This window comes from Agromyces sp. NPDC056523 (assembly GCF_042794545.1).
Lineage (GTDB): Bacteria > Actinomycetota > Actinomycetes > Actinomycetales > Microbacteriaceae > Agromyces.
Genome location: NZ_JBHTTM010000002.1, coordinates 696,599 through 721,314, shown reverse-complemented (window position 1 = coordinate 721,314; position 24,716 = coordinate 696,599). Strand labels below are relative to the sequence as shown.

The 24,716-nt window shown below is 73.0% G+C and carries 21 protein-coding genes and 1 pseudogene; 17 read left to right on the top strand and 5 right to left on the bottom strand.

The genetic code is table 11. The annotated features are described in order from the left end of the window. Positions 1 to 4 precede the first annotated feature (4 nt). The 3 genes from ACFQ58_RS10335 to ACFQ58_RS10325 are packed head-to-tail and all read left to right on the top strand — an operon-like array spanning position 5 to position 2,904. Complete coding sequence (locus tag ACFQ58_RS10335; protein ID WP_376950983.1) at positions 5 to 781, top strand: lysophospholipid acyltransferase family protein; 777 nt, start codon at positions 5 to 7, stop codon at positions 779 to 781. After that, complete coding sequence (locus ACFQ58_RS10330; RefSeq protein ID WP_376950982.1) at positions 774 to 1,910, top strand: NAD(P)H-dependent glycerol-3-phosphate dehydrogenase; 1,137 nt, start codon at positions 774 to 776, stop codon at positions 1,908 to 1,910. The genes ACFQ58_RS10335 and ACFQ58_RS10330 overlap by 8 nt, the downstream gene beginning before the upstream one ends. Beyond that, on the top strand, positions 1,810 to 2,904 hold the full coding sequence (locus ACFQ58_RS10325) for a D-alanine--D-alanine ligase family protein (protein WP_376950981.1): 1,095 nt from the start codon (positions 1,810 to 1,812) through the stop codon (positions 2,902 to 2,904). The genes ACFQ58_RS10330 and ACFQ58_RS10325 overlap by 101 nt, the downstream gene beginning before the upstream one ends. A 10-nt stretch (positions 2,905 to 2,914) precedes the next feature. Here the strand turns inward: ACFQ58_RS10325 and ACFQ58_RS10320 are convergent, their stop codons facing one another. After that, entirely contained in the window at positions 2,915 to 3,424 is a 510-nt protein-coding gene (locus ACFQ58_RS10320; protein ID WP_376950980.1) for a DUF3515 family protein, read from the bottom strand. 25 nt (positions 3,425 to 3,449) lie between these two features. On the opposite strand from ACFQ58_RS10320, the gene thiL reads away from it, so the two are divergent. After that, positions 3,450 to 4,448 carry a thiamine-phosphate kinase gene (gene thiL / locus ACFQ58_RS10315; protein WP_376950979.1) on the top strand — a complete coding sequence of 333 codons (999 nt, stop codon included), beginning with the start codon at positions 3,450 to 3,452 and terminating at the stop codon, positions 4,446 to 4,448. On the opposite strand, the gene ACFQ58_RS10310 is transcribed toward thiL, so the two are convergent. Continuing rightward, on the bottom strand, positions 4,418 to 5,014 hold the full coding sequence (locus ACFQ58_RS10310) for an RsmD family RNA methyltransferase (protein ID WP_376950978.1): 597 nt from the start codon (positions 5,012 to 5,014) through the stop codon (positions 4,418 to 4,420). The genes thiL and ACFQ58_RS10310 overlap by 31 nt on opposite strands. A gap of 57 nt (positions 5,015 to 5,071) precedes the next feature. Between ACFQ58_RS10310 and ACFQ58_RS10305 the strand changes: the two genes are divergently transcribed. The 10 genes from ACFQ58_RS10305 (at position 5,072) to mutM (ending at position 15,852) form a co-directional block, all read left to right on the top strand. Next, on the top strand, positions 5,072 to 5,881 hold the full coding sequence (locus ACFQ58_RS10305; RefSeq protein WP_376950977.1) for a hypothetical protein: 810 nt from the start codon (positions 5,072 to 5,074) through the stop codon (positions 5,879 to 5,881). Continuing rightward, on the top strand, positions 5,878 to 8,064 hold the full coding sequence (locus ACFQ58_RS10300; RefSeq protein WP_376950976.1) for an ATP-dependent DNA helicase RecG: 2,187 nt from the start codon (positions 5,878 to 5,880) through the stop codon (positions 8,062 to 8,064). The genes ACFQ58_RS10305 and ACFQ58_RS10300 overlap by 4 nt, the downstream gene beginning before the upstream one ends. A 51-nt stretch (positions 8,065 to 8,115) precedes the next feature. Beyond that, positions 8,116 to 8,607: a pantetheine-phosphate adenylyltransferase gene (coaD, locus tag ACFQ58_RS10295; protein ID WP_376950975.1), complete on the top strand. Its 492-nt coding sequence runs from the start codon at positions 8,116 to 8,118 to the stop codon at positions 8,605 to 8,607. A gap of 41 nt (positions 8,608 to 8,648) precedes the next feature. Further along, positions 8,649 to 9,623, top strand: coding sequence for an AAA family ATPase (locus ACFQ58_RS10290; protein WP_376951123.1), 975 nt, complete (start codon positions 8,649 to 8,651; stop codon positions 9,621 to 9,623). A gap of 5 nt (positions 9,624 to 9,628) precedes the next feature. Further along, complete coding sequence (locus ACFQ58_RS10285; RefSeq protein ID WP_376950974.1) at positions 9,629 to 11,002, top strand: DUF58 domain-containing protein; 1,374 nt, start codon at positions 9,629 to 9,631, stop codon at positions 11,000 to 11,002. Beyond that, positions 10,992 to 13,334, top strand: a complete 2,343-nt coding sequence (locus ACFQ58_RS10280) for a transglutaminaseTgpA domain-containing protein (protein WP_376950973.1) — start codon at positions 10,992 to 10,994, stop codon at positions 13,332 to 13,334. Before ACFQ58_RS10285 ends, ACFQ58_RS10280 begins: the two co-directional genes overlap by 11 nt. Before the next feature lie 74 nt (positions 13,335 to 13,408). Next, positions 13,409 to 13,909: a YceD family protein gene (locus ACFQ58_RS10275; RefSeq protein ID WP_376950972.1), complete on the top strand. Its 501-nt coding sequence runs from the start codon at positions 13,409 to 13,411 to the stop codon at positions 13,907 to 13,909. A gap of 9 nt (positions 13,910 to 13,918) precedes the next feature. After that, positions 13,919 to 14,122: a 50S ribosomal protein L32 gene (rpmF, locus tag ACFQ58_RS10270; protein WP_092669520.1), complete on the top strand. Its 204-nt coding sequence runs from the start codon at positions 13,919 to 13,921 to the stop codon at positions 14,120 to 14,122. Positions 14,123 to 14,150: 28 nt separating this feature from the next. Continuing rightward, positions 14,151 to 14,861 (top strand): ribonuclease III, encoded by a 711-nt coding sequence (gene rnc / locus ACFQ58_RS10265; RefSeq protein WP_376950971.1) that lies wholly within the window; start codon positions 14,151 to 14,153, stop codon positions 14,859 to 14,861. Position 14,862: 1 nt separating this feature from the next. Then, positions 14,863 to 15,852 carry a bifunctional DNA-formamidopyrimidine glycosylase/DNA-(apurinic or apyrimidinic site) lyase gene (mutM, locus tag ACFQ58_RS10260; RefSeq protein WP_376950970.1) on the top strand — a complete coding sequence of 330 codons (990 nt, stop codon included), beginning with the start codon at positions 14,863 to 14,865 and terminating at the stop codon, positions 15,850 to 15,852. 643 nt (positions 15,853 to 16,495) lie between these two features. On the opposite strand, the pseudogene ACFQ58_RS10255 reads toward mutM, so the two are convergent. Next, positions 16,496 to 16,837, bottom strand: a pseudogene (locus tag ACFQ58_RS10255) (GNAT family N-acetyltransferase); the annotation flags it as partial. 190 nt (positions 16,838 to 17,027) lie between these two features. On the opposite strand from ACFQ58_RS10255, the gene smc reads away from it, so the two are divergent. Beyond that, positions 17,028 to 20,549, top strand: coding sequence for a chromosome segregation protein SMC (gene smc / locus ACFQ58_RS10250; protein WP_376950969.1), 3,522 nt, complete (start codon positions 17,028 to 17,030; stop codon positions 20,547 to 20,549). Positions 20,550 to 20,552: 3 nt separating this feature from the next. Here the strand turns inward: smc and ACFQ58_RS10245 are convergent, their stop codons facing one another. Next, a complete protein-coding gene (locus ACFQ58_RS10245) occupies positions 20,553 to 22,217 on the bottom strand; it encodes an alpha-amylase family protein (RefSeq protein ID WP_376950968.1) in 1,665 nt (554 codons plus the stop codon). Further along, on the bottom strand, positions 22,214 to 23,182 hold the full coding sequence (locus ACFQ58_RS10240) for a TIGR03885 family FMN-dependent LLM class oxidoreductase (protein WP_376950967.1): 969 nt from the start codon (positions 23,180 to 23,182) through the stop codon (positions 22,214 to 22,216). The genes ACFQ58_RS10245 and ACFQ58_RS10240 overlap by 4 nt, the downstream gene beginning before the upstream one ends. A 134-nt stretch (positions 23,183 to 23,316) precedes the next feature. On the opposite strand from ACFQ58_RS10240, the gene ftsY reads away from it, so the two are divergent. Both ftsY and ACFQ58_RS10230 read left to right on the top strand, forming a co-directional pair. Further along, positions 23,317 to 24,192, top strand: coding sequence for a signal recognition particle-docking protein FtsY (gene ftsY, locus ACFQ58_RS10235; RefSeq protein WP_376950966.1), 876 nt, complete (start codon positions 23,317 to 23,319; stop codon positions 24,190 to 24,192). Between the two features lie 13 nt (positions 24,193 to 24,205). After that, entirely contained in the window at positions 24,206 to 24,694 is a 489-nt protein-coding gene (locus tag ACFQ58_RS10230; RefSeq protein WP_376950965.1) for a hypothetical protein, read from the top strand. The last annotated feature ends 22 nt before the right edge of the window (positions 24,695 to 24,716 follow it).

Sequence of the window (24,716 nt, the reverse complement as noted above, 5' to 3'; positions counted from 1 at the left end):
GTCAGTGCCCCAACATGACCCCGCCGCCGCGCCCGCAGTGAAGCGCGGCGCCGAGAAGCGCCGGCCCTCGTTCTTCTGGGTGCTGGCCGCCCTCGTCCTCCCGCTCTGGAACCTGTCGGTGAAGTACCGATTCCACCACGACGAGCGGATGCCGCAGTCCGGCGCCTTCGTACTGTCGCCCAACCACTACAGCGAGGTCGACCCGCTCGTGATGGGCGTCGCGTGCTGGAAGCTCGGCCGCGCGCCGCGGTTCCTCGCGAAGGCGTCGCTGTTCAAGAACCCGATCCTCGGTTGGCTCCTCCGCACGTCGGGGCAGATCCCCGTCGAGCGCGCCGGCAGCCAGAGCCACGCCGCGATCCGTGCCGCGGAACGCCTCGTCGAGGAGGGGCGCATGGTGATCGTGTATCCCGAGGGCTCGCTCACCCGCGATCCCGGCATGTGGCCGATGCGGGGCAAGACGGGTGCCGTGCGCATCGCACTCGAGCGCGGCATCCCGGTCGTGCCCGCGGCGCACTGGGGGACCCAGGCGATCCTGCCGCGATACGGCAAGAAGCTCAGCCTGTTCCCGCGCAAGACCGTCGACGTGATCATCGGCGAGCCGCTCGACCTCTCGGCCTACGCCGACAAGCCGCTCGACACCGCGAACCTCACGGCCGCCACCAACGAGCTGATGGACGCCATCGCCGCACTGCTCGGCGAGCTGCGCGGCGAGACGCCGCCGGCCGAGCGCTGGGACCCGGTCAAGCACGGCCAGAAGGAGACGGGACGCCTCGATGGCTAGGACGCCGGGCCGACGCGCGCCCGGCAAGCGCGTCGCCGTGCTCGGCGCCGGGAGCTGGGGCACGACGTTCGCGAAGATCCTGGCCGACGGCGGCGCTGACGTCATGCTGTGGGCGCGCCGCCCCGAGCTCGCACGCGAGATCCAGGAGGCCAAGCGCAACAGCGACTACCTCCCCGGCATCAACCTGCCGCTCGGGCTGCGCGCGTCGAGCCGGCTCGACCTCGCGCTCGCGGGTGCCGAGCAGGTCTACGTCTGCGTGCCGAGCCAGACCCTGCGGCAGAACCTCATCCAGGCCGAACCGCACCTGCACGCGAACGCGGTGGTCGTCTCGCTCATGAAGGGCGTCGAGAAGTCGACCGGCCACCGCATGAGCGAGGTGATCGCCGAGATCCTCCCGATCGCCGAGTCGCAGATCGCGGTCATCTCCGGCCCGAACCTGGCGCTCGAGATTGCGCGCGAACAGCCGACGGCGGCCGTGGTGTCCTCGACGGACATGGAGACGGCGCAGGCCGTGGCATCCGTCGCCCGCAACCGGTACTTCCACTCGTTCGTGAACACGGACGTCATCGGCACCGAGTTCGGCGGAGTGCTGAAGAACCTCATCGCGGTCGCCATCGGCATCGTCGACGGCGCCGGCTACGGCGAGAACACGAAGGCCTCGATCATCACGCGCGGCTTGGTCGAGATGACCGACTTCGCGGTCGCGTACGGCGCGCACCCCGACACGCTGTCGGGCCTCGCGGGCCTCGGCGACCTCATCGCGACCTGCCAGTCGCCGCTGTCGCGCAACAACACGGCCGGGCGCCTGCTCGGCCAGGGCTACAAGCTGCCCGAGGTCGTCAACCAGATGCAGCAGACCACCGAGGGACTCGCGTCGGTCGGTCCGATCCTCGAGCTGGCCCGCGCCAAGGGCGTCGGGATGCCGATCGTCGAGCAGGTCCGCCAGGTGCTGGCCGGAACGCTCGCGCCCAAGGACATCGCGCCGCACCTCACGACCGACGACGAGCCCAAGGGCGAAAGGACGATGGATGGACAAGCTCAGGGTGGTTCTGCTCTTCGGCGGGCGGTCAAGCGAGCACTCGATCAGCTGCGCAACGGCGGGCGGGGTGCTGTCGGCGATCGACCGTGACCGGTTCGAGCTGATCCCGGTCGGGATCACCCGCGAGGGCGCCTTCGTGCTCGAGAGCGACGACCCCGCGCGCTTCGCGCTCGACCCCGAGCACCTGCCCGAGGTGGCCGACAACGGCACGCGCGTGCGGTGGCCCGAGTCGGCGGCGAGCCGCGAGCTGCGGGTCGTCGGCACGGATGGCGCGGAATCCTCGCTCGGCGACGTGGACGTCGTGTTCCCGATCCTGCACGGCCGGTTCGGCGAGGACGGCACGGTCCAGGGCCTGTTCGAGCTCATCGGCCTGCCGTACGTCGGCAACGGCGTGCTCGCGTCGGCCATCGGCATGGACAAGCACGTCACGAAGACGGTGCTCGAGGGCGCCGGCATCCCGGTCGCACCGTGGGTGACGCTGACCCGACCGGCGTGGGACGGCGACCGCGAGCTGTGGGAGCGCCGCGTGCGCAGCCTCGGGCTGCCCGCCTTCGTCAAGCCGGCGCGAGGCGGGTCGTCGGTCGGTGTCAGCAAGGTCTCGGACTGGAGCGAGCTCCACGCCGCCCTCGACGTCGCGTTCGCCGAGGACCGCACCGTGCTCGTCGAGGCCGCGGTGGTCGGCCGCGAGATCGAGTGCGGGGTGCTGGAGTCGCGCGACGGCGGTCCGGCGCGCGTCAGCGTCGCGGGCGAGATCGTGCTCACCGGGCGCGAGTTCTACGACTTCGAGGGCAAGTACCTCGACGGCGCGGGCGTCGAGCTGGTCTGCCCGGCCGACCTGGGCGACGGTGAGGCCGCCGATTTGCAGCGGGTCGCGCAACGCGCGTTCGCGGCGATCGGCGGCGAGGGCCTCGCGCGAGTCGACGTCTTCCACACCGGCGACGAGTTCGTCGTGAACGAGGTGAACACCCTGCCCGGCTTCACGCCCATCTCGATGTTCCCCACGTGCTGGACGAACTCGGGCGTGAGCTATCCCGAGCTGATCGCCGAGCTCATCGAGCTCGGCGTCGCGCGCGGCGCGCGCTAGCCCGGGCAGGTCACTCCTCGGCCGGAAGTTCCTCGAGGTCGGTGCAGCCGCCCTCGGCGGGGATCGCGGCGACCGCCGGCGAGAGGTCGGAGATGACCGTGGTGCCCGCCACGACGTCGTTGTCGACGACCACCTCCACCGCGGGCGTCCGCCCGTACGTCGTGAAGCGATAGCGCGGCGCGTCGGACTCGTCGATGATCCAGTCGACGTCGTCGACGCTCACGCAGCGCAGGGTCGTCGGCCCAGGCGGTTCGACGCCGCAGCGCAGCAGCACGGACGCGGGCGACCCCCAGGCGCCGGTGCCCTGCGCGTTGGTCTCGCGCTCGGCCTGGCCGGCGACCTCGTCGGGCAGTCGCACGACGACCGCGGCACAGTCGGGGTCGGCGGCGTCGGGCGCGGGGTCGAACGGCACGGGCTGGCTGCAGGCGGTGAGCGCCGCGAGGGCGGCGACGGCGACGGATGCCGCGGCGACGAGCCTCGGCAGCGTGCTCGGGGCACGGCGGGAGCGGGGAGCGGACATCGGTCTCCACGCTACCGTGGGAGCCATGGAGCCCCCTGCGCGCGAGACCTCGCCCACGATCGGCGAACTCGGCGAGTCGGCGGTGCTGGCGCGGGTGCTCCCGAGGCTGCGCTCGGGCGACGCGTCGCTGCTCGGCCCCGGTGACGACGCCGCCGTCGTGGCAGCGCCTGACGGCCGGATCGTGGTGACCAGCGACATGATGGTGCACGGTCCCGACTTCCGGCTCGCGTGGTCGACGCCGCACGACCTCGGCTGGAAGGCGGCGGCCACGAACCTCACCGACGTCGCGGCGATGGGCGCGCGGCCGACCGCCCTCGTCGTCTCGATCGCGGCGCCGCCCGACCTGCCGGCGGCCGTCCTCGAGGGCATCGCCGACGGCCTCCGCGACGCGCTGGCGGTGCTCGCACCGGGAGCGGGCGTGGTCGGCGGCGACCTGTCCGCGTCGCACGCGCTCACCATCGCGGTCACGGCGTTCGGCGACCTCGAGGGCCGCGTCCCCGTGCTGCGGTCCGGCGCGCGGCCGGGCGACCTCATCGCGCACGCCGGCGCGCGCGGCGACGCGGCGCGGGGGCTCGCCCTGCTGTTCGCCGAGGCGCGGGATGGCGCGGGCGAACCGGATGCCGCGAGGGCCGCGGCCGTGCGCGACCGCCATCCGGCGCTCGTGGCCGCCCAGCTCGCACCCCGGCCGCCCGTCGCCGCCGGGGTCGCGGCCGCGCTCGCCGGGGCCACCGCCATGCTCGACGTGAGCGACGGACTCGCGCGTGACGCCCGGCGCCTGGCGGAGGCGAGCGGCGTCGGCATCGACTTCCGCGGCGACGCGCTCGGTGCCGACCCGCTCACCGCGCTCGCGGGCGCGGAGGACCACGGGCTGCTCGCCGCGTTCCCTGCGGGCACGGCCCTGCCGCATCCGTTCGAGGTCATCGGCACGACGACCCCCGAGGCCGGCCGGCTCACGCTCGACGGCACGCCCGTCGACACGAGCGGCTGGGATCCCTACGCCGGCTGGGACGGCGTCTCGGGCTGAGCGGGCGCCGCCGACGCCCACCACAGGGTCGTCTCGCCGTAATCCCGACGGCGCTCCGGGGCGATGCCGCTCGGCCACGTCGGCTCAGCGGAGCGCGAGCTGCGCTCCACGACGACGGTCGCGTGCTCGGCGAGCCGCGGTGCGAGCAGCTCGAGGTCGCGCGCGAGCTCGCGCTCGCCGAGGTCGTACGGCGGGTCGATGAAGGCCAGGTCGATTCCGCCCGGAGCGGATTCGAGGTAGGTCGGCACGCTGCGCACCTCGACGCGGATGCGCGGCGCGCGAGCGCGAACGGCGCGTACGACGGCCGCCGCATTGCGCCGGCACACGTCGGCGGCGGCCTTCGCCTTCTCGACGAGCACCACCTCGCTCGCGCCGCGGCTCGCGGCCTCGAGGCCGAGCGCGCCCGATCCGGCGTACAGGTCGACCACGACGGCCCCGTCGATCGCGTCCCGAGCCTCGAGCGCGGAGAAGATCGCCTCGCGCACCCGGTCGCTCGTCGGCCGGGTGCCTGATCGCGGCACGGCCAGCGTGAGCGAGCCGGCGTCGCCGGCGATGATGCGCGTCATGTCTCGGGAGCATAACGGGCGCCCCTCGGGCGCTGCCATGATGGAGACGTGGAAGACATGACCGACGCCCTGCACGCCGATCCGTCCCGCCACCGGGGGCACGAACAGCAGGCCATCGACCGACTGTGGGACTTCGGCGACCCGGCGGCGAGCGAAGAGCGCTTCCGTGCGGCCGCGACCGACGAGGCGCACTCGGCGCACGAGCGCGCCGTGATGGCGACGCAGCTCGCGCGTGCGATCGGCATCCAGCACCGTGACGACGAGGCGCTCGCCGTGCTCGACGAGCTCGAGGCCGCCGAGCGCGAGGGCGAGACCTCCGAGGAGGCGGCCGAGGTCGTGGCGCGCGTCGCCCTCGAGCGCGGCCGCATCGCCGCGGCATCCGAGCACGGCGACGAAGCGGTGCCCTACTTCACCAAGGCCGTGCGCGAAGCCGCGCTCTCCGGATCGACCTTCCTCGTGCTCGACGCGCTCCACATGCTGGCGCTCAACGACACCGGCCACGAGGAGGAGTGGGCCGCCGAGGGCTTCGACATCCTCGACGGCGTGCGCGACCCGCGGCTCAAGCGCTGGGGCGTCGCGCTGCACAACAACCTCGGCTGGACCAAGCACGATCGCGGCGACGCCGCCGCGGCGCTGCACCACTTCGAGAAGGCCGTCGAGGCGGCCGACCAGTACGGCACCGCCGGCCAGCAGCACGTCGCCCGCTGGTCGGTGGGTCGCGCCCTGCGGAGCCTCGGCCGCACCGACGACGCGCTCGAGCTTCAGCGCGAGCTCGCTCGGGCGCGGCCCGACGACACGTACGTCCAGGCCGAGATCGAGGCGCTCACGACCACGACGACGGAGGCGGAGCCTACGATCGAGCCATGACGGCCGAACGCGTGGCGGAGGGCGCACTGACGCTCGACAGCCGGCTCACGACGGCGCTCGGGGGTCGCACCGCCCAGGCACTGCAGCGCGCGTGGGGGTACTCGACCGTCGGCGACCTGCTCGCGCACTACCCGCGGCGGTACGCGGCCCGCGGCGAGCTGACCGCCCTCGCCGAGCTCCCGCTCGACGAGAACGTCACGATCGTCGCCGAGGTGCTCGAGGTCCGCGAGCGCACGATGCGTTCGCGCCGCGGCTCCATCCTCGAGGCGAAGATCTCCGACGGCACCGGCATCCTCACGCTCACGTTCTTCAACCAGAAGTGGCGTGCGAACGAGCTGCGACCGGGCGTGCGCGGCATGTTCGCCGGCAAGGTCTCCGACTATCGCGGCGCCCGTCAGCTCGCCCATCCCGACTACCAGCTGTTCGACGAGGCGCAGCCGGTCATCGGTGCGGATGCCGCGGCGGTGCGCTGGGCGACGGCACCGATCCCCATCTACCCTGCGACCGGCACGCTCTCGAGTTGGCAGCTGCAGAATGCGATCGCCCTGCTGCTCGACGGACTCGGTGCCGTCGATGATCCGCTGCCCGAGGGCATCCGCGCCACGCGCGGCCTGCTCGGCCACCGCGAGGCGCTCGAGCGCGTGCACCGCCCCGAACGCGACGCCGACTGGAAGTCCGCGCGCCGCACGCTCCGCTTCACCGAGGCCTTCGTCCTCCAGACCGCATTGCTCGAGCGACGGGCGGCGGCACGCGCGCACGAGGCGGTCCGACGCGAGCCGGCGCCCGGCGGCCTCTTCGAGCGCTTCGAGGCGGCCCTGCCGTTCGAGTTGACCGACGACCAGCATGCGGTCGGTGCCGAGATCCTCCACGACCTCGCCGAACCGGTCCCCATGAACCGGCTGGTGCAGGGCGAGGTCGGCTCGGGGAAGACGGTCGTGGCGCTGCGGGCCATGCTCGCCGTGGCCGAGTCCGGCGGTCAGGCGGCGTTGCTCGCCCCCACCGAGGTGCTCGCCGCCCAGCACCTGCGATCGATCGCCCGGATGCTCGGCCCCGAGCTCGCCGCCGAGGTGATGCCGACGCTCGTCACCGGGCAGCTGCCCGCCGCCGACCGGCGCAGGGCCGCCCTGCGCGTCGCCGCCGGGCAGGCGCGCATCGTCGTCGGCACCCACGCGCTGCTCGGCGAGACGACCTCGTTCGCCGACCTCGGGCTCGTGGTCGTCGACGAGCAGCACCGGTTCGGCGTCGAGCAACGCGAGGCGCTGCGGCTCAAGGGCCGTCACCCGCACGTGCTGGTGCTCACCGCCACGCCGATCCCGCGGACGGTCGCGATGACCGTCTTCGGCGACCTCGACGTGTCGACCATCCGCGAGTTGCCGGCAGGGCGCGCGGGCATCGAGACGCACGTCGTGCCCCTGGCCGAGCGGCCCGCGTGGCGCGCTCGCGTGTGGGAGCGGCTCGGGGAGGAACTCGCGCAGGGCTGCCAGGGCTTCGTGGTCTGCCCGGCGATCGACGCGAAGGCCGCGGAGGAGGCTGACCCGCCCGAGGGCGAGCCGGCGCCCACCGCCGGCCCCGCGGCATCCGTCGCCTCGGTGCTGGCCGAGCTGCAGGCCAACCCCAAGCTCGCCGACGCGCGCGTCGCCCCGCTGCACGGGCGGATGGCCGCCGACGAGAAGGACGACGTCATGCGTGCCTTCGCCGGGCACGACCTCGACGTGCTCGTCGCGACCACGGTGATCGAGGTGGGGGTCGACGTGCCCAACGCGAGCACGATGGTCGTCGTCGACGCCGACCGGTTCGGGGTGTCGCAGCTGCACCAGCTGCGCGGACGCGTCGGCCGGGGCAGCGTGCCCGGGCTGTGCCTGCTCGTCACCGGCGCCGAGGCGGGCAGCGTCGCGCGCGAGCGGCTCGATGCGGTCGCCGGCACGCTCGACGGGTTCGAGCTGGCCCGGGTCGACCTCGAGCTCCGGCAGGAGGGCGACGTGCTCGGCGCCACCCAGTCGGGCGGGCGGTCCTCGCTCAAGTTGCTCCGCGTCGCCCGCGACGGCGATCTCATCGCCGACGCCCGCGATGCCGCCGCCGAGGTGCTCGCCGACGACCCCCGGCTCGCATCGCACACCGCGCTGGCGGGGGCCGTCCGACGCCGCCTCGACGACGAGGCGAGCGAGTACCTGAGCAGGGGCTGAGACTCTCGCCGCGCGGCGCCGCGGCGCCCATCGCCCACTACGCTGGCACGTATGCAGCGGATCGCCGTCGTTCCCGGATCGTTCGACCCCGTCACGCGTGGCCACATCGACGTGATCGAGCGTGCCGCGGGCCTCTACGACCAGCTGCACGTCGTGGTCGTGCACAACCCCGACAAGTCCGCACTGCTGCCCATCGCGCAGCGCGTCGCGCTCATCGAGCAGGCCATCGCCGACGCCCACATCCCGGGCGACATCGTCGTGGCGTCGTGGAGCATGGGGCTCCTGGTCGACTATTGCACCGACGTCGGCGCATCGGTGCTCGTCAAGGGCATCCGGTCGCAGGTCGACGTCGGCTACGAGACGCCCATGGCGATCGTGAACCGTCACCTGGCGGGCGTCGAGACGGTGTTCCTGTTGCCCGATCCGGCCAATGCGCACGTGTCGAGTTCCCTCGTGCGCCAGGTGTCGGCCCTCGGCGGCGACGTGAGCCCGTACGTGCCGCGCGCCGTGGCCGACTACCTCCAGGGGGCGATGCGACCGTGAGCGAGCCGATGACCGTCACCGAGGCGCCGGTCCTGCCCGCGATGGGCATCGCCGAGGTCGGCGAGCGCGCCGCGGCGATCGTCCGCAACGTCGAGACGGTCATCAGCGGCAAGCGCGAGGCGGTCACGGCGGCGCTGACGGTCCTCCTGGCAGAGGGCCACCTGCTCATCGAGGACGTGCCGGGCGTGGGCAAGACGATGCTCGCGAAGGCGCTCGCGCGGTCGGTCGACAGCAGCGTCAGCCGCATCCAGTTCACGCCCGACCTGCTGCCGTCCGACGTCACCGGCGTCTCGGTGTTCGACCAGTCCTCGCGGCGGTTCGAGTTCAAGCACGGGCCCGTGTTCGCCAACATCGTGATCGGCGACGAGATCAACCGTGCGAGCCCGAAGACCCAGTCGGCGCTGCTCGAGTGCATGGAGGAGCGGCAGGTCACGGCCGACGGCACGACGTACCGGCTCCAGCAGCCGTTCACGGTCGTCGCCACCCAGAACCCGGTCGAGATGGAGGGCACGTACCCGTTGCCCGAGGCCCAGCGCGACCGCTTCATGGCGCGCATCTCGATGGGCTACCCGGCTCCGGCCGACGAGCTCGACATGCTGGCGCAGCGCGAGACCGCGAGCCCGCTCGACTCCCTCGAGCCGGTCGTGTCGCTCGACGAGCTCCGCGCGATGATCGCCGCGGTGCACCTCGTGTTCACGTCGCAGCCGGTCAAGGAGTACGCCGTCGAACTCGCGCGCGCGACGCGCGACGACCGGCAGCTGCGTCTCGGCGCGAGTCCGCGGGCGACCCTGCAGCTGGTCCGCGCCGCGAAGGCGCACGCCGCCATGCACGGGCGCGACTTCGTCCTGCCCGATGACGTCGATGCGCTCGCGGTGCCGGTGCTCGCCCATCGCCTCGTGCCGACCAGCCGCGCCGTCGGCGGCCACGATCGCGACGGCGGGCCCCTCATCGACGCCATCGTGCGTCGCGTGGTGTCCGACACGCCCGTGCCGGTGGGCAGCGCACGGAGGGAGTGAGACCGATGATGCGGGTCCGCGCCGCACGCGCCCAGGCGCGACCGCGCCTGACGCGGCGGGGGATCGCATTGATCGCCATCGGCGGTGCCCTGTTCGCGCTGGCGCTGTGGTTCGACCTCCGCGACATCATGCTGCTCGCCTCGGTCGGACTCGCGATGCCCCTCGCGGCGCTCGGCTTCCTGGCCCTGCGCGCCCCGCGGCTCGCCGTCACCCGGATGTTCGAGCCGCCGATCGTCGGCGCCGGCGGGTCGGTCCTGGTGCGCATGCGCGTGCAGAACCGCAGCCGGCGGGCGTTCGACGGCGCCCATTGGCGCGACCTCGCGCATCCTGCGCTGCATCCGCCGGGCGAGGCGGTGCTGCCCGCCGTCGGACGGCACGAGGGCGCGCTGCCGACCGGCGACGACACCGTGCGGCTCGAGTACCGGCTCCGCACGCCGCGGCGCGGCGTCTTCGACGTCGGTCCGCTCAGCATCGCCGTGAGCGACCCGTTCGGCTTGGCCCGGATCGATCGGATCGTCGGGACGCCGCGCGAACTCGTCGTCACCCCGCGCGTGACGCCGCTCGACACCGAGCCGGGCGTCGTGGCGAGCGTCGACGGCACCGTCAACGCCCTGCAGAAGCGGACCCACCCCAACAGCGACGAGCTCATCGCGCGCGAGTACCGGTACGGCGACCCGATGCGCCGGGTGCACTGGGCGGCGACGGCCCGGCGCGGCGAGCTCATGGTGCGCGACGAGGAGCAGCGCGGCGACCCCGAGGTGCGCCTGCTGCTCGACACGGCCCTCGGCGGGCGATCGCACCACCCCGGTTCCGGTGCGCACGATCGCGTCGGGGCGATGCTCGACCCCGCGTTCGAGCTCGGCGTGGAGATCGCGGCCTCCCTCGGCGTCCACCTGCTCGCGCACGGCTTCCGGGTGCGACTGGACCCGGTCGACGATCCCGATGCCACGACGCGCGCGATCGCCGCCGAGGCCGGGGGCTATCGGTCGCCCGGCGGCGAGGCGGGCCTCCTGGAGGACCTCGCTCGACTGGACCCGCCACGACGCGACGCTCGCCGCGACCACACGCGGCAGGCCGACCCCGCGACCGCCGCGCGGGTCGCTCACGCCACCCGCCGCGATGCGCGGATGCCGGCGCTGGTCGTGCTCATCGAGCCCGCCCCGGCGGCCGTCGAGTCGCTGGTGGCGCTCCGTCCGGGCGTGGAGCCCGCGATCGCGTTCGTCGCCGAGTCGACCGCGTCGGGAGTCGTGGAGCGCCTCGAGGAGGCCGACTGGCGCGTGGTGCGCGTGCGCCGGCCGGTCGACCTGCCCTCGGCGTGGTCGGACGCCTGGCGCTCCGCCCGCGAGGCCGCGCGTTCGGGAGGCCGCGGTGCGTCCTGAACGACTCCTCCTGAGCGCCCCGCAGAGCCTCGCACTCTCGGGTGCGACCCTCCTCCTCCTGCTCGTCGCCACGACCGCGCTCGGGCCGCTCATCACGGGCAGCGGTTGGTGGTGGGCGAGCGCCATCGTCGCGTTCGCGGTGATCGGGGGCGGAGCCGGCATGCGAGCCATCCGGACCCCGCCGTCGCTCGTGCCGCCCCTCGAAGTCGCGGCGCTCATCCTCGCCCTCACCCTGCTCTTCGGCGGCACGACGAGCATCGCGCTGATCGTCCCCACGCCCGACACCTTCGACGCGTTCGGAACGCTGGCCGAAGGCGCGCGCGCCACCATCGAGCAGCAGTCGGTGCCGGCCATCCCGGTGCCCGCGCTCGTGTTCGCCATCTGCGTCGGCGTCGGCGTGGTGGCCGTGCTGCTCGACCTCATCGTCCAGACGGTCCGGCTGCCGGCGCTCGCGGCGGTGCCGATCCTGGTCCCCGTGCTGGTGCCGGGCCTGTTCGTCGAGGCCGGCGCCGAGGTGGGTGCGCTCGTGCTGACCGCCGCCGCCTACCTCCTTCTGCTGCGGGTCGACGTGCGGGTGCGGCGCAGCGCCGAGCTGCTGCAGGAGGACGAGCGCGCCGACGCGCCCGTGGTCATCGCGCCGAAGCGTGCCCCGATCGTGTCGACGATGGGCGCCTCGCTCGGCCTCGCCGCGATCGGGCTGCTCGCGGCATCCGTCATCACCGCCGCCACGCCCAGCATCTCGACGACCCTCCTCCTCGGCAGCGGAGGGCCGGGCACGCTGTTCGCACGCGGGGTCAGCCCCTATCTCGAACTCGGCCGGGACCTCCGCCGGCCCGATCCCGTGCCCGCGTTCACCTACACGTCGCCCGACGGCATCCGCCCGTACTTCACGCTGCTCACGGTGCAGCGGCTCGAGGGCGAGGTCTGGGCGGCCGGCGAGCGGGCCGTGGACGGCGACCACACGCTCGACACGCTGCCGCGGCCCGACGGCCTCGGCGCCGACGTCGCCGCTCCGCTGCGCACCATCTCGGTCGATACGCAGCAGGTCCGCACGGCGTGGCTGCCGCTGCCGTACCCGACCGCCGAGGTCGACGGCGTGCGCGGGTCGTGGTTCTGGGACACGGGTTCCCTCAACGTGCGCAGCGTCGACTCCACCACCCTCGAGCAGCGCTACCAGCTCACGCACCTCGACGTGCAGCCGAGCGTCGCGCAGCTGCGTGCCGCCGCCGCGCCCGATCCGGGCGTGGTCGCCGAGTCCACGCTCGAGCTGCCCGACGACCTGCCGCCGATCATCGCGGAGACCGCCGAGGAGGTGGCGGGGTCGGCGCCCACCCCGTACGACGCCGCGGTCGCCATCCAGGCCTACCTGCGCGGATCCTTCGAGTACTCCGAGGACGCGCCGGTCGCCGGAGGGTACGACGGGGGCGGGTTCGACGTGATCGCGGCGTTCCTCGAGGCCGGCGAGGGATACTGCGTCCACTTCGCCTCGACGATGGCGGTGCTCGCCCGTGAGCTCGGCATCCCCGCGCGCATCTCGGTCGGCTACACCGCGGGCACGGCGACGGACGCCCGGGTGGACGGCGAGGTGGTCGTCGCCGTGGACTCGCACGACCTGCACGCCTGGCCTGAGCTGTACTTCGAGGGCGTGGGCTGGGTCCCGTTCGAGCCGACTCCCGGGCGCGGCACGGTTCCCGGCTATTCGCGCCTCGGTGCGGGCGAGGAGTCGCCGGGGGTGGTGCCGAACGCGCCCTCGACCGGACCCGGCTCGACCGGTCGTCCCGAGGGCGACCCCGACCGCGCGCTCGACGACTCCGCGGCACTCGCGGCGCGCGTGGACTTCCTCCGCGGCGCCGGCATCGTGGTGCTCGCGATCGCGCTCGTGCTGCTGCCCGCCGCGATCCGATGGGGGCTCCGCGTCGGCCGCCGGCGTCGCATCCGAACGGGCCCGCACCCCGCGGATGCCGCATGGCGGGAGTTCGCCGCCACGGCCGTCGACCTCGGGCTGCTGGTCGACGACCGCAGGACCGCCCGGGCGCTGGCGACCGAACTCATGCGACGTCCCGCCTTCGCCGCGGACGGCGATCCGCCGGTCGCCGGGGCCGGTTCGGCGCTGCAGCGGCTCCGCGACGCGGTGGAACGCGAACGCTACGGGCCCGCGACGTCGACGGATGCGGGGGCGCGCACCGCGCTCATGCACGACCTCGCGGTCGCGTCGGCCGCCCTGCGAGCCGATGCGCCGACGTCGCGTCGCGCGGAGGCCGCACTGCTGCCGCGATCGCTGCGCGCGGCCGGCCGCGACGCGCTCGGCCGCGCGGTCCCGCGCGGCGCGTAGAATCGTCGATCGTGGCCGTCCAGCAGACCCCGTTCCGCGTCAACGTGCGCGACCTCCTCCACAAGCCCGGCGCGATGCGCGAGCAGCGATTCGACGTGCCCGCACCCGAGCAGTACGGCGAGGGTCTCGTCGGCGTGCGCGAGGGCTCCGAGATCGAGATCGACCTCCGGCTCGAGTCGGTGCACGAGGGCGTCCTCGTCACCGCCGACGTCGACGCGACCGCCGAGGGGGAGTGCGGCCGGTGCCTCATCGACATCGCGCTGCCGGTCCGAGTCGAGTTCCAGGAGCTTTTCGCGTATCATACTGGGGAAGCTTTCGAGTATGAGGTTCAAGACGACCACGTGGATCTTGAACCGCTCATCAGAGATGCGGCAGTGCTGGCACTGCCCTTCCAGCCGGTGTGCCGGCCGGATTGCCCTGGTCTCGACCCAGAGACCGGGCTGCGTCTGGCGGATCATCCGGAACTCGTCACCCGTGCCGAGAACGACCCGCGATGGGCCGCGCTCGCCGGGTTCAGGGCTTCCGAAGACGAGGGCGCGGATGCTGCATCCGACGCCGACCAGAAGAGAGATTGAGAGAGAGTCATGGCTGTTCCCAAGCGGAAGAAGTCACGTGCCAATACCCACGCGCGCCGTTCGCAGTGGAAGGCCGAGGCCCCCACGCTCGTCAAGACCGTCGAGAACGGCAAGGTGACCTACAGCCTCCCGCACCGCGCGCGGGTCGTCGAGGACTCGGCGGGCACCCCGCTGTTCCTCGAGTACAAGGGCCGCAAGGTCGCCGACGTCTAGTCGGCCCGAGACTCCCGAACGACCGGTCGTGAGGCGCGCTGAGCGTACGGATACCGGGACTGACGAGCTCGCCGAGCTGCAGCGCACGCTGCAGGTCGAGCTCGACCCCGAACTCCTGCTCCTCGCACTCACGCACCGGTCGTTCGCGTACGAGAACGGCGGCATCCCGACCAACGAGCGCCTCGAGTTCCTCGGCGACTCGATCCTCGGTCAGGCCGTCACGTTCCGGCTCTTCACCGACCATCCCGAGCTCGACGAGGGCGAGCTGGCCAAGCGCCGCGCAAGCCTCGTGTCGTCGGCCGCGCTCGCCGAGGTCGCCCGCACGATCGGGCTCGGGCCGTACATCCGCCTGGGCCGGGGCGAGACGCTGACCGGCGGCGCCGACAAGCCGTCGATCCTCGCCGACACCGTCGAGGCCATCATCGGCGCGGTCTACCTCGATCGCGGCGGCGAGGTCGCGACCGACTTCGTGCTGCGCCTCGTCACGCCACTCATGAAGGACCCCGAGCGCTTCGGGGCGGCGATGGACCCCAAGACGAGCCTCCAGGAGATCGCGGCGCGGCGCAGCGCGCCGGCGCCCGTGTACGTCGTGACCGAGAGCGGGCCCGACCACAACAAGCACTTCGTCGCGACCGTGTCGGTCGGCGACCTCGTCTCCGCTTCCGGCGAGGGCTCGAGCAAGAAGCAGGCCGAGATGGCCGCGGCGCTCGAGGCATGGACGCTCCTGAGCGACCGCTGACGTGCCCGAGCTGCCCGAGGTCGAGGTCGTCCGGGCCGGACTCGCGCCCGCGGTCTCCGGTGCTCGCATCATGGGCGTCGACGTGCTCGACGCGCGTTCACTGAAGCGGCACGACGCGGCATCCGGCGATTTCGAGGCACGACTGACGGGCGAGCGCATCGAGGCGGCCGTCCGCCGAGGGAAGTTCCTCTGGATGCCACTCGCCGGAGGTGACGCGCTCGTGGGTCACCTCGGCATGAGCGGGCAACTGCTGCTCCGCACGCCCGACCATCCCGGCGACGACCGGCACGCCCGCGTCCGCCTGCACCTTGAGCACCCCGATCACGGCGAGCTGCGGGTCGACTTCGTCGACCAGCGCATCTTCGGCTCGATGGCGGTCGACCGCATGGTGCCGACCGCCGACGGCGAGATCGCGGGATTCTCCGCCGACGTCACCGGGCCGTGGGCGCGCTCGATCCCGTCGCAGGTCGCGCACATCGCGCGCGACCCGCTCGACCCGGCGTTCCGCGACGACAGGTTCTCGGCCGCGGTCCGGCGTCGCACGTCCGCCGTCAAGCGCCTCCTGCTCGACCAGGCATTCGTGTCGGGCATCGGCAACATCTACGCCGACGAGGCGCTGTGGGCCGTGCGCATGCACGGCGAGCAGCCCGGCGACACGCTGAGCGTGCGGCGCGTCCGAGAGCTCCTCGCGGCCGTGCGCAACGTGCTGCAGAAGGCCCTCGCCGAGGGCGGCACGAGCTTCGACGCGCAGTACGTCAACGTCAACGGCGCCTCGGGCTACTTCGCCCACTCGCTCAACGCCTACGGGCAGGCCGGCCGGCCGTGCCCGCGCTGCGGCACCCCCATCGTGCGCGAGGCGTTCATGAACCGGTCGTCGCACCGCTGCCCGCGGTGCCAGCGGCTTCGGCTGCCGCGCCGGGCGCCGTCGCCGGCGACGGTCGCTGCCACGTCGACTCCAGCGCGAACGGGCGGAACCCCAGCGCCACGTTGATGGCGAGCATGTGCTCGTTCTCGTCGGCGTTCCACGTGTAGACGCGATCGCGTGCGGGATCCTCGTCGACGAGCGCCACGAGGTTCGCGAGCTTCATCCGCATGCCGAGCCGGTGACCGCGGTGGGGGCGGAGCACGATGGTGTCCCACTGCTCGACGGCCGGGGAGTCGGGCGGGAGCGAGAGCTCCGTGAACCCCGCGACCTCGCCGTCGTGCGTCACCGCGGCGACGTTGAGGTTCGCGCGACCGGCGGCGATCGCCCGCCCCTCGCGGTCGCGGACGCGCGGCGCGTCCCACGGCTCGAACTCGAAGGAGATGGCGCCGGCGGGCGGGTCGACCGACATCCGCTCATGCGCGTATGCGAGGGAGTCGATGAGGTCGTCGGGCGCGCGGTCGTGCCAGCCCACGAGGCGGTACTCGTCGGATGCCCGGTCGAGCGCCGAGGCGAGGCCGGCGCGGAACTCCTCGGCTCGCCCGGCGATGGCGAGGGTGCTGACGCGGTACAGCTGCCCGAGCTCGTAGCCGTGCGCACTCGCGAATCGCGCTGCGGGCGCGTCGGCCGGGATGCTCGCGTCGCCCTGCGGAGCACGGAGCCGGGGCGCGTCGGGATCGATGCCGTCGAGCGCGTGCTCAGCCCACAGCACCGTGGTCGGACGCCCGCCCGCCCGGGCCGCCTCCTCGGCGGCGGCGAGCAGCTCGGAGCCGATGCCCGCTCGTCGCCGGATCGGATCCACGCCGAGGATCTCGACGTAGGCCATGGTGGCGTCGTCGTCGAGCTCCCACTGCACCTCCGCGAGGCCCACGAGTCGCCCGCCGTCGAAGGCGCCGAGCGCGATGCGCGCGGTGTAGTCCGCCTGCCGGAGGTCGCGCAGCAGTTCGCGCGGGCGGCGGCTGAGATCCGAGGTGCCGAGCGTCTCGGCATCGAGGCGGCGGATGAATTCCCCGTAGGCGACGAGCTCGGTCGCGTCATCGCCGTCGAGGCCCACGGGCGGGCGGATGGGACGGATGTCGATGCTCACGCGGCCCCCCTTCGCCGACGTGCGTGCAGCCCGCCAGCCTACGGCGCGAGACCGTGCGCGGCAATGCCCGATCGGCGCCCGCGCGGCGAGCGAGACCGGCGGCGGACGGTTCGTCGGTTACCGTAGTCCGCAGCGCTCGGCAGTCGGAAGGGTGGTCGTGTACCTCAAGAGCCTCACCCTGAAGGGCTTCAAGTCCTTCGCGCAGCCGACCACCTTCGCGTTCGAGCCCGGGGTCACCTGCATCGTCGGGCCCAACGGCTCGGGCAAGTCCAACGTCGTCGACGCGCTCGCCTGGGTCATGGGGGAGCAGGGCGCGAAGACCCTCCGTGGCGGCAAGATGGAGGACGTCATCTTCGCCGGCACCTCCACCCGGGGGCCGCTCGGCCGCGCCGAGGTGAGCCTCACGATCGACAACTCGGATGGCGCGCTGCCCATCGAGTACACCGAGGTCACGATCTCGCGCACTTTGTTCCGCAACGGCGGCAGCGAGTACGCCATCAACGGCGAGCAGTGCCGCCTGCTCGACGTGCAGGAGCTGCTCAGCGACTCGGGCCTCGGCCGCGAGATGCACGTCATCGTCGGGCAGGGCCAGCTCGACCAGGTGCTGCACGCGAGCCCCGAGGACCGGCGCGGCTTCATCGAGGAGGCGGCGGGCATCCTCAAGCACCGCCGACGCAAGGAGAAGACGCTCCGCAAGCTCGACGCCATGCAGGCGAACCTCACGCGGCTCACCGACCTCGCCGCGGAGCTGCGGCGCCAGCTCAAGCCGCTCGGGCGCCAGGCCGAGGTCGCCCGCGAGGCGGCCGGCATCGCCGCGGTGGTGCGCGATGCCAAGGCACGACTCGTGGCCGACGAGGTCGTCGAGCTGCGACGCGCGCTTGAGGCCGCCGGCCGCACCGAGCACGAGCGCCACGCGGAGCGGCTCGTGCTGCAGCAGGAGCTCGAACGGCACCAGGCGCGCATCGATCGACTCGAACAGGCGCCTGGTGGTGACGCGGTCGATCGCGCCCGCGCGGTGAGCTTCGCGCTCGAACAGTCCGAGGCGCGACTGCGCTCGCTCGACTCGCTCGCCCGGCAGCGGATCGCACTGCTCTCGGCCGCAGACGAGGGCACGGATGCCGCGCCGACGCTCACCCGCGCCGACATCGACGCCGCGCGCACGGAGCTCGAGGGCATCCGCGGGACGGTGGGCGACGCGGCGGCCGGGCTCGAGCAGGCGGCGTCCTCGACGCGCGAGGCGAGGGCCGCGCTCGACGCGGTCGACGAGGAGATCGCGGCGCAGGCCGCGCGGGTCAGCGCCTACGACCTGCGTGCGTCGCAGCTGGCCGGTCGCGCCGACGCCGCGGCGTCGAAGCTCGCGGCGGTGCGCGGCGAGGTGCTGCGGCACCGCAACGCGCTCGATGCGGCCGTGCTGCGCCGCGAGGTGGCGGAAGCCGAGCTCGGGCGCGTCGAGGCCGAGTCCGACGCCGATCCGACCGCCGAGACCGACCTCGACGAGGCGTACGAGCTCGCCCAGGCCGCCGTCTTCGATGCCGAGGCCGAGATCGAGCGGCTGCGCGAGGCGCTCCACGAGCGCGAGCGGGAGCGCGACGCGCTCGGCGCGCGCGTCGGTGCGCTCTCGCTCGCACTCGACCAGAAGGACGGCTCGGCCGCGCTCGTCGCGTCGGGCACCCCCGGGGTGCGAGGGCTGCTCGCCGAGCACCTGCGCGTCGAGCCGGGCTACGAGGCGGCCGTCGCCGCGGCGCTCGGCTCGCTCTCCGAGTCGGTGCTCGTCGACGATCGCGAGGCGGCGATGCGCGCGATCGCGGCCGCGACCGACGGCGATCTCGGCCGCGTCGCGCTCACCATCGCCGAACCGGGCCGCGCCGCAGCGCCCCCGCTCGCGCTGCCCGGGCTCGTCGCGGCGATCGACGTCGTCTCCGCGCCATCCGGTGTGCTCGCCCTGCTCGGCGAGGTGCTGATCGCCGACGACCTCGACGCCGTGCGCGTCGCGGAGCCGAAGCTGGCGGCGCTCGACCGGCCGGCGACCGTGATCACGCGCGACGGCTCCGTCGTCGGCCGCTACGTCGTCCGCGGAGGCTCCGGCCGCACCCAGAGCCGCATCGAGCTGCTCGCCGAACGCGACCGTGCGCAGGCGCGGCTCGAGGACGTCCGTTCGGACATCGAACGCGCCCGGTTCGACCTCGACGAGCAGCGCGGCCTCGCCGAGCACGCCAAGGAGCAGTCCAGGCTCGCGCTCGCCGCGCTCCGCGAGTTCGACGCGAAGCTCGCGCAGCGCACCGAGGCGCTGAACCGGGCCCGCGTGCAGGCTGAGGCCGCGTCCGCCGAGACCGAACGACTCGCCGAGGCGCTGCGCACGGCCGAGGAGCGGATCGCCGAGGCGGACCAAGCGTCGACGGACGCGAGGGCCGAGGTCGAGGCGGCGCGTGCCGAGCCTCGCCCGGTGCTCGAGGCCGAGCGCCGCGACGGAGCGCTCGCCGCGCTCGAGCGCGCCCGCGAGGGCGAGGTCGAGGCACGCCTGCGCCTCGAGACCGCGCGTGAGCGCGTGCGCGCCGAGGAGGCGCGCATCGCCGCGATGGAGCGCCAGTACGAGGCCGAACGGCGGGCCGCCGAGGAAGCCGCTCGCCGGGCCGTCGTCCGCCGGGCGCAGCTCGCCTCGGCCACGCGCGTGGCCGAGGCGCTTCCGCCCGTGCTCGCATCGGTCGGCGCGTCCGTCGCCGAGGCGCGCGTGGCACTCGCCGCGGCCGAGGCCGAACGCGCGAGCCGCAACGAGGAGGTCCACGCCGCACGCCGCGCCGAGGCATCCGTTCGCGAACGCCTGCACGCCGTCACGGAAGACGTGCACGGCCTCGAGCTGCGCATCTACGAGAAGAAGCTCCACGTCGCCTCGCTGGTCGAGCGCGCGGAGAGCGAACTGGGTCTCGGCGAGCGCGTGCTGGTGGCGGAGTACGGACCCGACCAGCCGATCCCCGTCGATGGCGACCCGGACGCCGAGCCGCGTCCGTTCGACCGCACGGAGCAGCAACGGCGCCTGCAGGCCGCCGAGCGCAAGCTCGCGCAGCTCGGCCGGGTCAACCCGCTCGCGCTCGAGGAGTTCGCGGCGCTCGAGCAGCGTCACCAATTCCTGACCGAGCAGCTCACGGACCTCGCGAACACCCGCAAGGACCTCCTCACGATCATCGAGGAGATCGACGGGCGCATGGAGTCGATCTTCCGCGCCGCGTTCGAGGACACGCGCGCGGCGTTCACCGAGGTCTTCCCCGTGCTCTTCCCGGGAGGCGAGGGGCGCATCTCGCTCACGAACCCCGACGACCTGCTCACGACCGGCATCGAGGTGAGCGTGAAGCCCGCCGGCAAGAAGATCGAGCGGCTGTCGCTGCTCTCGGGCGGCGAGCGCTCACTCGCGGCGGTCGCGCTGCTGCTGGCCATCTTCAAGGCTCGCCCCAGCCCGTTCTACATCATGGACGAGGTCGAGGCGGCGCTCGACGACGCGAACCTCGGACGCCTCCTCACCACGTTCGAGGACCTGCGCGAGTCCAGCCAGCTCATCGTCATCACGCACCAGAAGCGCACCATGGAGATCGCCGACGCGCTGTACGGCGTCTCGATGCGGCAGGACGGCGTCTCGGCGGTCGTCGGCCAGCGGGTGCGCGAGGAGCTCGAGGCGAAGGCGAGCTGAGTCTCAGGTCAGCCGGCGGTCGCGGGAATCGACGGTCCGGAACCATCGGTACCCGTACGCGCCGACCTCGACCTCGGCCCGGCCTCGATCGTCGATCGGGACCACGGCGTCGGACAGCAGGTCGGACAGCCTCGCCTGCTCGGGCACATCGCCGAGCGGGAGCTCGACCGTGACCGGGCGAGCGGCGAAGTTGTGCACCGCGATGAAGCTGCCGACGTCGACGGAGGTGCGGTGAGCGAGCACCGACCTCTCGCCGGTCTCCAGCAGCTCGAACCGGCCCCAGCCGATCTCGGGCGAGCTGCGGTACCGGTGCGCGAAGAGGCGGATCTTCGCGAGCAGCGAGCCATCGTCGTGCATCTGCGACTCGACGTTCACGTGCTCGGGCGCGTACCCGTCGTTCGGCGGCTTCGCCACCAGCTTCCGCGCCGGTGCCCGGGAGAAGCCGCCGTTCGCCTCGTTCGACCACTGCATGGGAGATCGCATGGCCATGCGTCCGCCGAGCTCCGGGTTCTCGCCCATGCCGATCTCCTCGCCGTAGAACAGCACCGGTGTCCCCGGCAGCGAGAACAGCAGGCTGTACGCGAGCTCGACGCGGCGCGGGTCGCCGTCGAACATCGGTGGAAGGCGCCGGGCGATGCCCCGACCGTAGATCCGCTGTTCCTCCTCGGGCGCGAACGCGTCGAAGACCTCCTCGCGCTCCTCGTCGCTCAACTGGTCGAGGGTGAGCTCGTCGTGGTTGCGCACGAAGTTCGCCCACTGCGCCTCGATCCGCAGCTCCGGCCGTGCCGCCAACGTCTCCGCGAGCGGGGTGGCGTCCTCGCGGGCGAACGACAGGTACATGCGCTGCATCGCCGGGAAGTCGAACTGCAGCGCGAGCTCGGCCGGCTTGTCCACGTGCCCGAAGAACTCCAGCTGCCCCGCATAGGGCAGGTTCACCTCGCCCAGCATGATCGCCTCGCTCGAGCGGCGCTGCAGGTACCGGCGGATGTCGCGGAGGAACTCGTGCGGATCGCCGACGTCGACGCCGGCGGGCGGTTCGATGAGGAACGGCACCGCGTCGACGCGGAACCCCGAGACGCCGAGCTCGAGCCAGAACCCCAGGGTCTTGGCGATCTCGTCGCGGACCTTCGGGTTGGCGATGTTCAGGTCGGGTTGGTGGCTGTAGAAGCTGTGGAGGTAGTACTGGTCAGTGCGCTCGTCGTACTCCCAGACGCTCGATTCCTCGCCGGGGAAGACGACCTCCTGCTGCTTCGCGGGCGGCTCGTCCCGCCAGACGTAGAAGTCGCGGAAGCGCGACTCGCGGCTGCGCCTCGCCTCCCGGAACCAGGGGTGCTGGTCGGAGGTGTGGTTCATGACGAAGTCGATGATGACGCGCATCCCCCGATCGCGGGCGGTCCGCATGAACTCGACGAAGTCGCCGAGCGAGCCGAGGCGCGGATCGACCGTCAGGAAGTCCGTGATGTCGTACCCGTCGTCGCGACGCGGCGACGGCTGGAACGGCATCAGCCAGAGGCAGCTCACGCCGAGCCCGGCGAGGTGGTCGAGGCGATGGGCGAGTCCCTCGAAGTCGCCCACGCCGTCGTCGTTCCAGTCGAGGTACTTCTCGACGTCGAGGCAGTAGACGACCGCCGTCTTCCACCAGAGGTCGCTGCGGTCCGTGATCCTCATCGTCCCACCGCCTTCAGCTCGGGCAGCACGTGCTCGGCGAACGCGTCGATGAACCCGCGCTGCTCCTGGCCGACGTGGTGCAGGTAGATGCGGTCGACGCCGGTGCCGGCGAGCTCGAGCAGGGCGTCGAGGTGCCGCCGGGCGTCGGATGTCGCGAGCAGCGTCGTCGCGACCCGCTCGGGCGTCGCATCCGCCGTGCGCCGGTCGAAGTCCTCTGGCTGCTCGAGCTCCCACGCCTCGTGCGCCGGGACGAGGCTCTGCCGCCACTGGTCGTGCGCGATCGCGACGGCCTGCTCGTCGTTGGGCGCCCAGCTGAGGTGCACCTGCACGCAGATCGGGCCGCGTCCGCCCGCCTCCCGGTAGGCCTGCATGAAGTCGCGGAGCGCGGCGCGGTCCTGGTCGACCGTGATGACGCCGTCGGCCCAGCCGGCGGTCTCCACTGCGGTCTCGGGGGAGACCGCGGCGGCGAGCAGGGCCGGCGGGGTGTCGGGCCTCGTCCAGAGGCGCGCCTGGTGCACGGGCACGAGGCCGTCCTGGTCGACCTCCTCGCCGGCGAGCAGGCGTCGGATCACCTCGATGGACTCGGCGAGCCGCCGGTCTCGCGTGTCCTTGTCGGGCCACGCGTCGCCCGTGATGTGCTCGTTCATGCGCTCGCCGCTGCCGAGGGCGGCCCAGAACCGGTTCGGGAACATCTCGCCGAGCGTCGCGATCTTCTGCGCCGCGATCGCCGGGTGGTAGCGCTGGCCGGGGGCCGTCACGACGCCGAGCGTGAACGAGGTCGCCTGCAGGGCCGCGCCGAGCCAGCTCCAGGCGTAGCCGGACTGTCCCTGCCGGACGCTCCAGGGCGCCCAGTGGTCGCTGCACATCGCGGCCTCGAACCCGGCCTGCTCGGCCTGCACGACGGCGTCGAGGAGCGCGCTCGGGGGCAGCTGCTCGTGCGAGGCGTGGAATCCGACGAGGGGCATGGGGTCTCCTTCCGTCGCGGCCGATGCTTCCGGACGCCCGGTGGGGCGGCAAGGCCTTGCGAGGGCCGTCGAACACCGGTATCCGCGGACGGACGCGCGTTCGCGCCATCCGCATCGCCCGTAGGCTGGACGGCATGGCAGAACGCGCATCGTGGTCGCTCGGCGCAGCCCTCCGCAACGTGTTCGGCGCGAGGACCATCGACGAGGACACCTGGGACGACCTCGAGTCGGCACTGATCCGAGCCGACTTCGGACCGGCCGTGACCGAGGAGATCGTCGACCGCATCAAGGCGCAGGTCGATCGGTACAAGACGACCGACCCGCGCGACGTCCAGCGGATGCTGCGCGAGCTCGTCGAGGAACGGCTCTCGAAGTACGACCCGACCCTCAAGCTCACCGAGCGACCCGCGGTCGTGCTCGTCGTCGGCGTGAACGGCGTCGGCAAGACCACCACGATCGGCAAGTTCGCCCGGTTCCTCCGCACCTACGGCCGCAGTGTCGTCGTGGGTGCGGCCGACACGTTCCGCGCTGCGGCGGTCGACCAGCTCGCCACGTGGGCCGAGCGGGCCGGGGCCGCGGTGGTGCGTCCCGAGCGCGAAGGCCAGGACCCCGCGTCGGTCGCGTTCCAGACCATCGAGTACGCCAGGAGCACCGGCACCGAGATCGTCATCATCGACACCGCCGGACGCCTGCACACCAAGGGCGGCCTCATGGACGAGCTGTCGAAGATCAAGCGCGTCGTCGAGAAGCAGGCGCCGATCAGCGAGGTGCTGCTCGTGCTCGACGCGACGACCGGCCAGAACGGGCTCGCGCAAGCCGAGGCGTTCATCGAGCACGGGGGCGTGACCGGCCTCGTGCTCACGAAGCTCGACGGCTCCGCGAAGGGCGGGTTCGTGATCGCCGTCCAGGAGAAGACGGGCCTCCCGATCAAGCTCATCGGCCAGGGCGAGGGCATCAACGACCTGACGGGCTTCACGCCCCACGTGTTCGCGCAGAAGCTCGTCGGCTGAGCGGGAGGGCACCATGTCGATGGAACACGACTACTTCGGGCTCGTCGGCGACTACTGGTCCGAGCGGTTCCAGTACGCCGACCAGGACGTCGAGGTCGTGCTCGACGCCGACGCCGGCCTCGTCTCGACCGCGGCCCTCGACGCCGCGGCGACCCTCATCGGCGAGCTCGAGCTCGTCGACGACGAGCTGCGCACGCTCTTCGTCGGCCAGCTCGACTCGTCCGCGTCGCCGGTGGTGCGCTTCCTGCGGGCGGTGCTCGACGGCGAAGGCGACGAGGCGGATGCCGCGGCCGGCGCGATCACGCGGGACTCCGGCGACCGCGAGATCGACGCACTGCGCTCCCTCTCGCTCGTGCGCGTCGACCTCCGACCCGACGCCGACCGCGACGGCGAGACCTTCGCCGAGTTCGAGTACGGGCTCGCCCCCGAGGACGTCGACGCCCGCCTGGTCGCCACGATCGACATCGGCCGCGAGATCGTCGACGTCCGCCACGACGCATAGGGGCGCACACCGGGTGCCCGCT